The organism is Pseudomonas sp. MPDS (assembly GCF_013283895.1).
Lineage (GTDB): Bacteria > Pseudomonadota > Gammaproteobacteria > Pseudomonadales > Pseudomonadaceae > Aquipseudomonas > Aquipseudomonas rhizophila.
Genome location: NZ_CP054128.1, coordinates 1,908,051 through 1,922,230, shown reverse-complemented (window position 1 = coordinate 1,922,230; position 14,180 = coordinate 1,908,051). Strand labels below are relative to the sequence as shown.

Annotated in this window: 11 protein-coding genes; 3 read left to right on the top strand and 8 right to left on the bottom strand. The window is 59.8% G+C overall.

Annotated elements, in window-relative coordinates; translation table 11 throughout:
- Positions 1-10: 10 nt before the first annotated feature.
- The 7 genes from HQ912_RS08390 to HQ912_RS08360 form a co-directional block, all read right to left on the bottom strand.
- Positions 11-430 carry a hypothetical protein gene (locus HQ912_RS08390; protein WP_173406665.1) on the bottom strand — a complete coding sequence of 140 codons (420 nt, stop codon included), beginning with the start codon at positions 428-430 and terminating at the stop codon, positions 11-13.
- Positions 427-5,226, bottom strand: coding sequence for an RHS repeat-associated core domain-containing protein (locus HQ912_RS08385; protein WP_173406664.1), 4,800 nt, complete (start codon positions 5,224-5,226; stop codon positions 427-429). The genes HQ912_RS08390 and HQ912_RS08385 overlap by 4 nt, the downstream gene beginning before the upstream one ends.
- 213 nt (positions 5,227-5,439) lie before the next feature.
- On the bottom strand, positions 5,440-5,841 hold the full coding sequence (locus HQ912_RS08380; protein WP_047230478.1) for a hypothetical protein: 402 nt from the start codon (positions 5,839-5,841) through the stop codon (positions 5,440-5,442).
- The gene (locus HQ912_RS08375) at positions 5,842-6,213 is read right to left on the bottom strand and encodes a hypothetical protein (protein ID WP_003179080.1); all 372 of its coding nucleotides are present in this window, start codon (positions 6,211-6,213) and stop codon (positions 5,842-5,844) included.
- Positions 6,210-6,551, bottom strand: a complete 342-nt coding sequence (locus HQ912_RS08370; RefSeq protein WP_076386572.1) for a helix-turn-helix domain-containing protein — start codon at positions 6,549-6,551, stop codon at positions 6,210-6,212. Before HQ912_RS08370 ends, HQ912_RS08375 begins: the two co-directional genes overlap by 4 nt.
- Before the next feature lie 113 nt (positions 6,552-6,664).
- The gene (locus tag HQ912_RS08365) at positions 6,665-7,120 is read right to left on the bottom strand and encodes a YkvA family protein (RefSeq protein ID WP_076383782.1); all 456 of its coding nucleotides are present in this window, start codon (positions 7,118-7,120) and stop codon (positions 6,665-6,667) included.
- A gap of 292 nt (positions 7,121-7,412) precedes the next feature.
- Positions 7,413-8,126 (bottom strand): FKBP-type peptidyl-prolyl cis-trans isomerase, encoded by a 714-nt coding sequence (locus HQ912_RS08360; RefSeq protein WP_076383781.1) that lies wholly within the window; start codon positions 8,124-8,126, stop codon positions 7,413-7,415.
- 271 nt (positions 8,127-8,397) lie between these two features.
- On the opposite strand from HQ912_RS08360, the gene HQ912_RS08355 reads away from it, so the two are divergent.
- Positions 8,398-10,203 (top strand): di-heme-cytochrome C peroxidase, encoded by a 1,806-nt coding sequence (locus tag HQ912_RS08355; RefSeq protein ID WP_160894126.1) that lies wholly within the window; start codon positions 8,398-8,400, stop codon positions 10,201-10,203.
- A 31-nt stretch (positions 10,204-10,234) separates the two neighbouring features.
- Positions 10,235-11,371: a catalase family protein gene (locus tag HQ912_RS08350; RefSeq protein ID WP_173406663.1), complete on the top strand. Its 1,137-nt coding sequence runs from the start codon at positions 10,235-10,237 to the stop codon at positions 11,369-11,371.
- Between the two features lie 92 nt (positions 11,372-11,463).
- Here HQ912_RS08350 and HQ912_RS08345 read toward each other — a convergent pair whose 3' ends face one another.
- Positions 11,464-12,381 carry a LysR substrate-binding domain-containing protein gene (locus HQ912_RS08345; protein WP_173406662.1) on the bottom strand — a complete coding sequence of 306 codons (918 nt, stop codon included), beginning with the start codon at positions 12,379-12,381 and terminating at the stop codon, positions 11,464-11,466.
- A gap of 187 nt (positions 12,382-12,568) precedes the next feature.
- Here HQ912_RS08345 and HQ912_RS08340 point away from each other — a divergent pair, with 187 nt between their 5' ends.
- Entirely contained in the window at positions 12,569-14,089 is a 1,521-nt protein-coding gene (locus HQ912_RS08340) for an ABC transporter substrate-binding protein (protein ID WP_173406661.1), read from the top strand.
- The last annotated feature ends 91 nt before the right edge of the window (positions 14,090-14,180 follow it).

Here is a 14,180-nt window from a genome sequence, read left to right as displayed (position 1 = left end):
ACCCTGTGGCCTACCACGTAGATGGATCTTCAAGAGCGGCTTTTTTGAGATCTTCTTTCCAAGTTTCTTTTGCCAACACATAAACATCCTGAAGAAATTCTTTAGGACTTTGTAAGTTGTACCATTCCCCTCGAGGCCAGCTACCCGCGCAATCTTCGTCTATCTCAAACAAACTTTTAAAGTCAAAATCCGGATCATTAAGCTTGTCACCCAAAAACCTCACCAATACATATTTATGCCTATAGGACAGGCACTCTAAATTCAGGCCATATTTAACAATCAACTCTGATCTGTCACGCTTATTCTCAGGATTGTAGACTTCCAGTATTGCCCCGAGTGTTTCTTCACGGTCATACACATCAAATTGACCAATAAACCACGTCAGATCAGGAACAAACTCCTCATTTATAAAAGGGTGCATCAGCATCATTTTTTCTCCGTAGGAAATCCAGTGTAAGGTACGCCATCTTTATTAAACTTCACTTCAAACCAATTTAAATCCTCGTTCAACTTAGGATTTTGCTTATCTTTTTTATTTGGTTTGTAGCCACGACCTGCTCCCGACAACTCCTGCCTGACAACTCTATCGTTTTTGTGGTCCACGCCAGTAAACGGATCCAGTCCAAGCTTTTCTCTTGTCATAGCTTTATTTAGCGCATTCAAATGAATTCGCCAGTTGCTGAATTGGGAGCTTAGGCTTCCATTAGCTCCCTTGGGAACTTCACCCGTGTGCGGATTCGCACCGTTAATGGCACGCTGTTTTAGCGCTACGTCTGATATTTCCGAACTGTGTTTTTCAACAGTATGCATACGGTATTTTTCTTCCATAGCAACCACCCGTCTCTTAGCATTTGCCTCCCCAAACGCGTCAATCCGCGCCCGCCGCTGCTCCGCCGTCATCGGCAGCGCCGGCTCACCCTCATCCACCCCAACCTTAGCCGCCGGATCCTGACTACCAACCGCCGACCGGCACCCACCCTTCCCCGGACAATCCACCAACCCCAACGGATCCACCCACCCCGTCGGGTTCAGGGTGTAGCGATACCCGTTGAGGCCACCCGCCAGTTTGCTCGGGTCAGGCGTCAGGTAGCGGCCGGTTTCCGGATTGTAGTAGCGGTGCCGGTTGTAGTGCAGGCCGCTTTCGGGGTCGAAGTATTGGCCCTGGAAACGCAACGGTTGTTCCAGCTGTTCGCCGCCGCCGTGGACCAGTTCGGTGGTTTTGCCGTAGCCGCTGTAGCGTGCCGACCAGACGATGGTGCCGCCGTAGTTGGTCAGCTCCTGGGGCGTGCCCAGGTGGTCGAGGTGGTAGTAGAACGGGCAGGCGTTCGGGCCTTTGCCGTCGAGCAGGGCCAGGGGGCGGAAGGTGCCCGGTTCGTAGACGTAGCTGCGGTGGTGGCGCGGGCTGCTTTCGGCGACGACCTGGTCGCCCTGCCAGAAAAATTCCGTGGTCAGGCCGTCCACGGTCTTGCTGATGCGTCGGCCGAAAGCGTCGTAGCGGTAGGACGTTTCGCGCCCGTGCGCCGTGGTGACGCCGATCAGCCGGTGTTGGCTGTCGTAGCGGTATTCGCTGACGAGGCACTGGGCCTTGCCGCGCCGTTCGCGGATCAGGTTGCCGAAGGCGTCGTAGTCGTAGTGGCGGTCGCCCTCCATCAGCAGGCGGTTGCCCTTGAGGCGGGTGGGGCCGGGGCGGTCCTGCATCAGCAGGTTGCCGGCCGGGTCGTGGGCGAAGTGTTCCGGCGGCTCGCTGTGGGAATAGTCGATGCCGATCAGGCGATCCAGCGGGTCGTATTGGTAATGGCGGCGGTTGCGCTTGTCGGAAATGGACTGCAGGTTGCCATTGGCGCTGTAGGCATAATCGCGCCAGAACAGTTGCTGCTGGTTCTGCCACACCGTCTGGGCCTTGAGCCGGCCTTGTTCGTCGTAGTCGTACTGGCTGAGCAGCAGGCCTTGGCGGCGCTGGCGTTCGCGCCCGCCGCTGAGCTGGTGTTCGGTGAGGCGTGAGCCGTTCAGGTCGATGGCCGTCAGCGCGCCGCCCCGGGCGTGGTGGTAGTCGAGCTGGCTGTTGTCCGGCAGACGCAGGTGGTTGAGGCGTCCGCAGGCGTCGTAGCGATAACGCAGGGTGCCCCAGCCCTGGTGTTCGCTGATCAGCCGGTCCTGGGCGTCGTATTCGAAGGCCAGCGGGTGATCGGTGCCATCGTTGACGTGGACCAGCCGGCCCAGCCCGTCGTAGCGGTATTCGATGGCCTGGCCGTCGGGCAAGGTCTTGACCAGCAGCCGCCCGGCCCCGTCGCGCTGGTAGCGGGTGACCCATTGGGCGCCGTCCGCGCCGTGCTCGGTTTTCTCCAGCAGGTGGCCATTGAGGTCGTAGGCGTAGGCGGTGCGTTGGCCGTCAAAGCCGATCTGCTGTCGGATCAATCCGTTAGGCGTGTAGTCCAGCTGATATTTTTCGCCGGATTCGTTTTCGATTTCAGTCAGCAACAGCCGCGCCGAGTCGTAGCGATACTTCAGTTCGCTGCCGTCGGGGTTGAGCCGACGGCTGATCAGGTGCAGGTCGTCGGCGTATTCATAGCGGGTGGTCCGCCCCAGCTCATCGCGCTCGGCGGTGACCTTGCCGTAGGCGTTGTAGCGCCAGGCGCGGGTCGTACCACCTGGCAAGGTGGTTTCGAGCAGGCGGCCCACCGCGTCCCACTGGTAGTGCGTGAGGGCGCCGTGTTCGTCCTGGCGGGTCAGCAAACGCCCCAGGGCGTCGTAGGAAAAACACCGGCGCCCCGTGTCAGGCAGGGTTTCTTCGGTCAGTTGGCCCAGTTGATTGCGGGTAAACCGATGCTCGCTACCGTCGGGGTAACGGATCGCCAGCAACTGCCCCTGGGCATCGTAGTCATAGCCGGTGCTCTGGCCGTGCGGATCGATGGCCTCGATCACATCGCCCTGGGCGTTGCGCCGGTATTGCCACACGGCCTTGCCGCGCGAACGGGCACGCAGGAAACCGTGGCGGTATTCGTAGGACGTCGGTTCCTCGTCCGGCGGAATCAGCGCCACCAGCCGTCCGGCTTCGTCGTAGCGGTATTCGGTGACGGCGCCCAGCGGGTCCTGTTCGGCGATCAGCCGGCCCTGGGGGTCATAGGCCTTGAGGTGCTCGCCGCCATCGGGCTCGACCTTGCGCACCAGCCGTGCCCGCTCGTCGTGGACGTACACCTCCTGGCTGCCATCAAGGTGCTGGACCGTGACCTGCCCGTCCTCGCCCCAGGTGTAGCGGCTGTCCATCTGCGCAAACGAGGCCCAGTGCCGCACGCAGCGGGCTGCGCGGCCTGCCCCTTGCCACTCCCAGAAGAAACTCGCACCGCCGGCCAGTTGCCGTTGCAGGATGACGTGCTGGTCGTCGTAGTCGTAGCGTTCGCTTTCACCGGCGGCGTTGGTCGCCTCGATCAGTCGCCAGCGGGCGTCGTAGCGGTAAGCCACCAGGGTCTGTTCGGTGCGCCAGGCGTCGTCCAGGGTCAGGGCCGGGTGAAAGCTCTGGTAGTCGATGGCAACCAGGTGACGTTGCTCATAACGCAAGCGCAGGGCGCGCCCGGCGCCGTTGTCCAGGCGGCTGATGTCGCCATGGATGTTGCGCTTGATCGTCAGGCGGTTGGCGTAGCGGTCGCTGAGGGCGGTCAGATGGCCGTCTCGAAAGTGTAGGAAAGGCGCGTCTTCGCCCGGCTGGGCGATGATCAGTTCGTCCGGTTCCACTCCGAGGTAAATCGCCGCGCGGGCCAGGCTGTTGTGGATCGTCGGGCGTTGCTCGCTGGGCAGCGGAAACGTCGTACGGCGGTTTTCCTGGTCGATCCAGATGACCTGCTCGCCCTCAAGCAACAGGCGATGCGCCAGAGCATGACTCCAGCCGCGACCCAGGCCGATGTCCAGGTCCACCGCGCTGGTGCGGTACAAGCGGGTGAAGACAAACGGCAGCCGGCCATCGAGGGTGCCGTCGTCCAGGGTCAGCAGTTCTTCGCCGGTGACCATCGACACCGGGCAGCCGCTGGTCTGGGTCAGGGCCGCGGTGTCGGCGCTGTCACCGTTGGGGTTTTTCGATTGGTTGGGGGCGTCGTCGTAGGATTCGTCCTTTTTCAGCGTGGTATTGCGCTGCGCGTCCCAGCGCAGTTGCATCCGGCCCTTCTTCACTCCAGCCGCGATCCCCCGCGCCGCCACGGTTTTGTAGCGGTCCACATAGGTCATGAAACCGTTGACCACCGCGAAGATCGCGTTGATGAATCGCTGCGCGGCGCTCAGCAGACGCCCGCCAAACTGGCCTAGACGCATGGCCAAGTAAGCAACACCGGTCCCCGCCCCGGCGAAGGTCAGGACGACGCCGATCAGCAAGTCGATCACCAGTTGCACCACCGCCGTAGCGAGCGCTTCAGCGGTTTCACCGGCAACCTCACTGGGCGGCAGCATCTCCAGCCAGAGGCTGGCGGTGCGCACCAGCAGGCACAACGCCGCTTCGTCGCTGGCCAGCAATTGCAGCCTGGCCATGAGCAACGGCGTTTTTTCCGCCATGGCGCTTAGCTGATCCGCACTTTCGCCCAGCCGGTCTACAAACTTGCCAGGGTTCTTGAGGATGTCCGACAGCAGACTGATGCTGTCCCACACCCCCTCAATCGCCGCCCAACTGCCTGCGAGCAAACCATTGCCCACCGCGGCCGCCGAAGTCGCCAATGATTGCTGCGCCCACTGCGGCTTGAAGCCCTGCCACTGCCCGCGCAGCCACTGCGTCAGATCGTTGTTCAGGCCGTCGTAGGAAGAAAACAGGTCGGCGATTGTCTGGGGGGATACTTTGTCCTGGACGTGAACCCGATAGGACTTACCCGCCGTCCCCTGGAAAGTCCCCAGGCCCTCGGCATTCAGGGTGACGGGCGTGACCTCGCCGCTGTCCACGGCCACCACATCCACCACGATGCCGCCCAGCGGAATGTCGTACACCGACTCCAGTTTGCTCTCGATGGTCACCGGCCCGGCCGAGGGGCACTGGACAACGGTGGAGAGGAAATCATCGTCGCCGATGCTGACAGCGGAGCTGCTGTCACCGAAACGAATCAGCCGCTCCATGCCCATCAGCGAAGGCAGGTCGGCCGCATGGCTGGCGCGGTCCGCCGTCTGGCTGTACCAGCGGTCGAGCTGCTCGCGGTAGAGCGTCAGGGTGTCTTTGAAGCTGTCGAGTTCCTGCTCGATACGGTGCACCTGATCCATCAGGACACGGCTCGATCAGGGGCCGGCAGGGAAAAACGATCGAACATGGGCAGACGTCTCGCAGCACTCAGGGAGCGCGAGACTTTGCCGGGGATGCCTGGGGAAATAAGTCAGGTAAGGAGGCGGTGAATGTAGGGCGATTCGCTAAATAGCCCCACTCGACAAACGAACCGCCGAAAGGAAAGAAGGGTTCAAAAATGCCTGTGGATAAAACTACTGGTCGTAGCCTTCGAGCGCCTTGAGCTTGACCTCCGCCAACGGATGGCCGGCTTTTGCCGCCAAACCCCACCAGCGCGCCGCTTCTATCGGATCCGGCGCCTTGCTGGCGGAACCGGCCAGGCTGATCACACCGACTTGATAGGCAGCCTTGCCATCACCGGCCAGCGCCGCCAGGCGCAACAGGCGAACACCTTCTTCCCGGGCACCCAAGCCCTGGCCGCGGAACGTCAGGATATGCCCATAGAAACTTTGCGCGCCGACGTCCCCCAGGTTCGCCATGCGGGCAAATTGACCTTCCAGCCAGGACCAGCCACGGGGCTGTCGAACAAACCAGGACCAATGAAACAATCGACGCGCCAGCCAGTAACCGGCCCGCGCCTTGATGCGCCAGAGCATTCAGGCCTCCGCTGATTCGGGGTACTCGTATTCGAATACCCGGACCACTTCCGAGGCGTGCCAGGAAGCGGCCGCGACACCATCGGAAGGCCCGGAAAAGCGCCCAAGACGCTCAACGCACTCGAAGAAGCCGGTACGCGGCAACCGGCTTGCCCCCTGGCTGATGACCAACGAACTTCGCAGCGGCTGTTCAGCCCGGGCATCCAGTGCTGCCAAGTGTTCAAGGGCCGCAGTCAAGGTCTGCATGGCCGGGCTGGGAAGCTGCAAACGCTCCAGCAAGGCCCGGTACGTCAACAAATGGCGCTGGCGGCGCGCCTGATCCAGTTCACCCAACAACCCATCCCAATGCTGCCGACTGATACGAACACTCACGATTGATCCCTCCAACCCGGCACCGTCAACTCCCAGGCCAAACTGCGCCGAATCGCGGCATCGGGCTGACGCTCGCCACTTTCGATCATGGCCAGATAAGACGGGCTTATACCTACTGTGCGGGCCAACGCCTCAATGGCGATGCCCTTCCCTTCGCGCAAACTGCGTAGTTGATCCAGACCAGGAAGAACCTGGCCGGGTGCCGCCGCGTGACGGACTGTGGCTTCCTGCGGCGGAGCTTGATTGATGCCGGCTGCCTTCAATAGCGACTGGTACTGATCCCACGGTAAAACCGCGTATTCGGGCTCTCCGTCGCGTGTGATTATTTGAATATCCATGTCTACCCCGTAGGACAACAACACTTAGCGAGTCAGCTTTTTCCTTGGAAGTGTAATCCTAATAGCGGCTAAGGTCGCGGGGCGATCAATCTCATAAGGCAAACAGAACCGGATCAGTGCTTTTTCTGCCCTTGGAGCTGGAGCTGTTCCGGGGTGTCGGGAAGCCGCTCGACTTGAGCGAGCTTTTCGGGGGATTGCCGATAGCGCCAGGCGCGGAAGGCTTCGAGTTCACTGTCGAGGGTCTTCATGATCCACGCCAGTACGGCGATATCGTCAAACATGCCGAACATGGGCAGGAAATCCGGAATCGCGTCCAGGGGGCTGAGGAAGTACATCAGCCCGGCCACGATCGACAGCAGCGACTTGGCGCTGACGGCCCGATATTCGCCACGCCAGTAGGCCAGGCACAGGGCCTGCAGCAAACGCAGATCCTCCTTGAGCTTGCCTAACCGACCGCCCTCTCGGGCGCCTTTGCTGGCGACGGCAAACAACAACGTCGGCAATCGACCGCGGGCCAGCAGTCGTCCTGCCAGCGGCAGAAAACGCGCAAAATTCCACGGAGCCTTCATGTTTTCTCCCACTGAAATGTTATCCACACAAATTGTGGATAACCTTGTGAACAGAGCTGCATTTACGCGCTGAAGCCCCCGTCAAATAAGGCCCCCAGTCAGATCGGGCGTTTTTTACTCACATAAAAAAACCCAATATTTCATTGACTTGACGGCCCGACTGGGTCTAGCACAGCGTCTGTATTGCCTATGACTATAACCCGCGCCGAGCGTTCGGTTTTTTGCCGTTTACCAACGCCCGGATACGACAACGCCCCGCATAAGCGAGGCGTTGTCGTTATAGCAGCCGCGGTTACTTGGCTGCGTCTTCTTTTGCCGGATCCTTGATCCCCAGCAGTTCCAGGTCAAACACCAGAACCGAATTGGCGGGGATGGCCGGGCTCGGGCTTTGGGCGCCGTAGGCCAGTTCGCTCGGGATGTACAGTTTGTACTTCTCGCCGACATGCATCAGTTGCAGGCCTTCGACCCAACCCGGGATCACACCGCTGACCGGCAGGTCAATCGGGCTGCCACGCTCCACGGAGCTGTCGAACACCTTACCGTCAGTCAACTTACCGGTGTAGTGAACAGTCACGACATCAGTCGGCTTAGGCTGAGGGCCGTCGGCTTTCTTGACCACTTCGTACTGCAGGCCGGAAGCGGTGGTGGTAACACCTTCCTTCTTGCCGTTTTCCTCGAGGAATTTTTTGCCGGCGGCTGCCGACTCTTCGCTCATCTTGGCCATACGCTCTTCGGCACGCTTTTGCAGTGCGGCAAAGGCTTCGACCAGTTCTTCGTCTTTCAGCTTCTGTTCTTTCTTGCCGACGGCATCTTCGATGCCCTGGGCCACTGCTTTGGAATCCAGGTCATCCATACCTTCCTGAGCCAGGCTTTTGCCCATGTTCAGGCCAATGCCGTAGGAAGCTTTCTGCGCCGGGGTTTTCAGCTCTACGCTGGTCTGCGAGTCACAACCCGCGAGTACCAGGCCAACCAGGGCCACCGCCGCCGCCAACCGATGCTGTTTCATGCTATTTCCTTGTTCATGCGCCAAAAGGGCAATCGAGTAAAGCCGCGAGCTTATCAGGCGGCCACGACCAATGGCTACCGGCATGTGAGCAGCAAAGCACTGATAAGTTCACGGTCCCAAACGCTTTTTAATCCTGGGCGGATGAAGCATCTGTCATCTATTACGTACAGGGACAAATTGCCACTCCCCCGCAGCCCCATCGGTAATGGCCACTTGCCGGCCACGCGGCACTGAGGCATAAGGGCATATCAAAAAAAACAAGGACGTTACTGTGCGCCTGCTATCTCGCCTTCTCTTGTTGCTCCTTGCGCTGCTCGTCATCGCCGTGGCCGTGGTGCTCTATTACGTTGCCAATCCTCGTCTGCCGACCTATACACCGGTGGAACAGGTGCATTATCTGGATCAATGGAGCGCCGCCGAACGCCAGACGTACTATTTCACCCCTCAGGGCACTCAAGTCAAAGGCCTGCGCTACGACTGGTTCACCGCCCTCGAATTGCCGTTCTCGCAACAGCGCTTCGCTTCGCCTGAATACCTGGCTCGATTCGGCTTTCTGGTGGACCCGGCGCAGAAACCCTCGGCGGACAATCCCGGCAATCTGCCCGTAGGTTTCACCCGCCACCAGAATCCGGGCAGCGCCGACCAGTTCCTGGATATCACCTGCGCCGCCTGTCACACCGGTGAGCTGCGCTTCAAGGGCCAGGCGATACGGATCGACGGGGGCTCGGCCCAGCACGTCCTGCCTTCCAGCGTTCCTACATTACGCGGTGGCAGTTTCGGACAAGCATTGGTCGCCAGCCTGGCCTCGACCTACTACAACCCCTGGAAATTCGAACGCTTTGCCCGCCAGGTCCTGGGGCAGGACTACGACGCCCGCCATGAACAGTTGCGCAAATCATTCAAAGCCTCTCTGGATACATTCTTGCGCGTGGCCTGGAACGACACTCATCGCGGCCTCTACCCCACCGAAGAAGGACCTGGCCGTACAGATGCCTTTGGACGGATTGCCAATGCCAGCTTCGGCGATGCCATCTCCGACAAGAATTACCGGGTCGCCAACGCACCTGTGGATTACCCGCAGTTATGGGACATATGGACATTCGACTGGGTGCAGTGGAACGGTTCGGCCCAGCAACCGATGGCCCGCAACGTCGGCGAAGCACTGGGTGTTGGCGCCACGTTGAATTTTTTCGACGCCCAGGGCAAACCATTACAAGGTGATGCGCGATACCCCTCCAGCGTGCGCGTTCGCGATCTGCACAAGATTGAAGAAACCCTGCAGTTGCTCAAGGCCCCGGAGTGGCCTCAGGAACTGCTTGGCCCTATCGATATGCCGTTGGCCGCACAAGGCCGGGCGCTGTTCGTCGAAAACTGTGCCGGCTGCCATGTCCCCAACGTGGTTCAAGGTCCTGACAGGCCCGTCCAGCACCTGAACATGTTGCCGGTGAAGGTGATCGGCACCGATCCGGGTACCGCTAACAACATTGCCGACCACCGTTTCGATCTGACCAGCCTGCAATGGAATCCGGCCGAACTGGCCAAACTGGACGTACAACTGCATCCGACCCCGACGACGCCGCTGGATTTGAGCCAGGTTTCGGTCGCCAAAGGCTTGGCCTACGTTACCGCGTTCGTGGAAGAGCGGGCTTACCGTGACGCGGGCGTCACACCGCTGGAGCGCCCGGCGCTGGACGGTTTTGGCCTGCCCATCGGCGTACGTGAACTACGCGCCTACAAAGCCCGGCCCCTGGCTGGCGTCTGGGCCACGCCGCCCTTCCTGCATAACGGCTCGGTGCCGACGATCTATCAATTGCTGTCTCCCCAGGACGAACGGGCGATCACCTTCTATAAAGGCAGCTTCGAATACGACCCACGGCACCTGGGCTATCGCACAGAAGCCTTCACGAATGGCTTTCTGTTCGACACCCGGATTACCGGCAACCACAACAGTGGTCATGAGTTTCGCGCTGGTGAGCGGGGTAACGGCGTGATCGGTCGGCTGCTGCAGCCACAGGAACGCTGGGCATTGCTGGAGTACCTCAAGGTACTGGGCGGGCCGCTGGAGTCGCAACTGTGATGATGAACCCCTCAGGCAAAAGGATTGACCCATGCTGATTACGCTCTGGCTGCGCCTCGGCGCCTTTTTGGGCAAGACGCTCCTGTGGTTGCTGGGCATCGGGCTGCTCGGCTGGGCGCTGGCCACGGCCTGGTTCGCCTGGCAACACAGCGGGCCGGTCTCGGATAAAGAGCAGATTCCACCCGGCGAAGCGGCCATGACCCAGGACATCATCCAGACCGCCATCCGTATCGTCGATCAGCACCGCGAAGGCACGCGCTACCTGCGCGATGCCCATGCCAAAGCCCACGGCTGCGTCATGGCGCAAGTGCAGGTGCCGGACAATCTGCCAGCACCGTTGCGCCAGGGTGTATTTGCCGAGCCGGGGAAGGTCTGGCAAGCGACGATTCGCTTGTCCAACGGCAACGCCTACCCACAGTTCGACAGCCTGCGCGATGCGCGAGGGATGGCGATCAAGCTGCTGGGCGTGCCGGGCAAACAATTGCTGGGGGACCGACAGTCACAAGGTGAACAGGATTTTGTGATGTTCAATCATCCGAACTTCTTCGTCAGCGATGTCGCCGAATATCGTCAAAATGTAGCCGCCCAGGCCGATGGAAAAAAGGCGATGGCGTTCTTTCCGAGCCTGGATCCCCGGAGCTGGCAGATCCGCCACCTGTTCATCGCCCTGGAGACACTTTCACCGGCCCCTGACAGCCCGACCCAGACCACGTATTTTTCGGTATCGCCCTACAAGTTTGGCGAGGCCAACGCGAAATTTCGCGTAGCGCCCGACCCGGATAACTGCCCGAGCTACACCCTGCCCGCACAAAACCAGGCACTGCCGAATTTCTTGCGAAGTGCACTGACGCAACAGTTATCCACAGACCGGATACCGGCGTGTTTTGTCCTGCAGATCCAGCGCCAGGACCCGAGCAAGTTCATGCCGATCGAAGACACCAGTATTGAATGGCGAGAAAGTGACGCACCGTTCGAGACAGTGGCGCGAATCACCGTGCCGGCCCAGGATTTCGATACACCCAAGCTGAACCTGGCCTGCGACAACCAGTCCTTCAACCCGTGGTTCGGCATTGAGGCCCATCGCCCCATCGGCGGCATCAACCGTTTGCGTAAAGCGGTGTATGAGGCGGTCAGCGATTACCGTCATCGGCGTAATGCCGAGCAGTAAATAACGGGGCGTGGGGTTCAGTCATTTTTTTGGGGGCTGCTGCGCAGCCCATCGGGGATAAGCGAACAGCCTTGCGCCGTTGCCTCGCGACTTCAACCGTGCTTGGTGTTCACCAGTTCTGCAATCAGAAAATCCTTGAACGCAGAAACCGCCGCCGGCAAATTGCGTCCAGCCATGCTTTGCAGTTCGATGCGCCGTGCCTGCATCCCTTCATCCAGGATTGGCAGGCACTGCAACTGCTTGTCCGCCACCTGTTTGTGCAAGGTCATCTCGCTGGCCAGGCTAATGACGCCTTCCTCGCGGACGAAGCTGTAAAGCGCGGCCACGTAATTGGTGGTCAGTACCGGATCGAACAACAACCCCTGTACACCACAACAAATGTCGAACAGTTGCCGTATCGTGGTATCGGCCTTGGGCAACGCAATGGGCCAGGGTTGCAACTCGGCGAGGCTGACCGCTTCACGCCCGGCCAAGGGGTGGGAATTGGAAACCACTGCAAAAATCGCCCCGCTCAAGACATGTTCGACCTTGATTTCCTTCTGCGGCGACAGGCTGAAGGTCATCGCCAGATCGGCTTCGCCGGAACGTACTTTTTCAGTCGCTTGCGCAGGCGCGCAAACCTCCAATGTGAAATGGATGCCCTGGTACTCACGCCTGAATGCGCTGATGCTCCTAGGCATGTATTCCAGGGCAAAACCTTCCGAGCAGGCGACATGCACATGCCCCCGTTGCAAGCCATGCAGCTCGGTAATTTCCAGCACCACCTGCTCAGCCTCAAGTTGCGACTTGCGCGCATAAGCCGCCAATCGCGTCCCGGCCTCGCTGAGCACCATGCCTCGGGCACGACGCTCAAACAGGCTGGCATCCAGAGCCAACTCAAGCTTGGAAATCTGTCGGCTCACCGCTGACGCCGCAACATTGAGCCGCAGCGAAGCTTCACTGATCGATCCGCACCTGGCCACTTCCAGGAAATAGCGCAATGCCGTGGACTGCACGCCATACAGCTGCATCGGAACCTCCGAGCATTGCCTTTTTGGCAAAGAAAGTATCGAAAGATTGTACTTGTGGCATTGATAGCCTTTCCCTACATTCGTGTCCAGACCAAAAAAAACATCGCCTGAGCTTCTCCTCCTCATTTACCGCATTTGCGATTCGCTGCCCTTTGATTCAACCACTCTCGCCAACGGAGACGACGGCATGGGCATCAAAGGTTTCGCCTGCAGTATCGCGCTGATGGGTTTGATCAACAGCTTTGCGGCTCATGCCGACAAAGCCAACGACACCCTGGTTTACGCTTCCGACAGCGAACCTGAAAACGTCAGCCCCTATCACAACGATCTCCGCGAAGGAGTGATTCTCGGCCGGCTGATCTGGGACAACCTGATCTACCGCGATCCCACCAGCGGCGAATACAAGCCCATGCTGGCCACCGGCTGGAAACAGGTCGACGACACCACCATCGACCTTGAGCTACGCAAAGGCGTCAAATTCCACAACGGCGACCCCTTCACCGCCGACGACGTGGTGTTCACCCTCAACTACGTGGTGTCGCCCGAAGCGAAAGTCGTGACCGTGCAAAACGTAGACTGGATCAAGAGCGCCGAAAAAACCGGTGACTACAGTATCCGCCTGTATTTGAAGAAGCCTTTCCCTCCTGCGCTGGAATACCTGTCCAACGCCGTTCCGATGTTCCCCAAGCAATACTTCGAGAAGGTCGGCCTGGCCGAATTCAGTCGCAAGCCAGTGGGCACCGGACCGTATAAAGCCCTGTCGGTGGTGGCCGGCGAAGGCGTGAGCATGGCGATCAACAAGGACTACTTTGCGGACAGCCCACAAGGCAAGCCACATATCGCTCACCTCAAGTTTCGGGTAATCCCGGATGCAGAAACTCGCCTGGCGGAGTTGATGACCGGCGGTGTCGACTGGATCTGGCGCGTCACCTCGGATCAGGCAATCGACCTCAAAGGTATACCGAACCTCACCGTGACCAGCGCCGAAACCATGCGCATCGGTTTCCTGATTCTTGATGCTCGAGGCACCTCCAGCGAAAACTCGCCAATGAAAAACCTCAAGGTGCGTCAAGCGATCAACCATGCAATCAACCGCGAGGCACTGGCGACGCAGTTGGTGGGTGGCGAAGCCAAGCCCTTACAGGTTGCGTGTTATCCACGCCAGTTCGGTTGCGATACCTCTGCGGCCACTGTCTACAACTTTGACCCGGCCAAAGCCCGCGCGCTGCTCGCCGAGGCCGGTTACCCAAATGGCTTCGAGACGGAAATATTCGCTTATCGCGACCGTGATTACGTCGAAGCCATCATCGGTAACCTGCGCGCGGTGGGCATCAACGCCAAGCTGCGCTACTTGAAGTACGCCGCCCTGCGAGATCAGCAACGTGGCGGTAAGGTGCCCATGTCGTTCCAGGCCTGGGGCTCGTTCTCGATCCTCGACACCTCGGCGTCGGCCGGCACCTGGTTCAAGGGCAATCCGGACGACAACATCAAAGACCCGCAAGTCCAAAACTGGTTGCAGAGCGCCGATAACGCCCTCGATCCGCAAGTGCGCAAGGACAACTACCGCAAGGCGTTGCAGCGCATCAGCGAACAGGCGTACTGGGCCCCGCTGTTCAACTACTCGATGAACTACGCCTACACCTCCGAACTGGCATTCACGCCGTATCCGGATGAACTGCCGCGTTTCGTTCAGTCCAGTTGGAAGTAATCCGCAACCGGGCGGATTGAGCGAGCGATTCCGTGGCGCGTGGGCCAGCCCCCCACGGCCACGTCCTCCACCTGTCATCCATTGAACATGA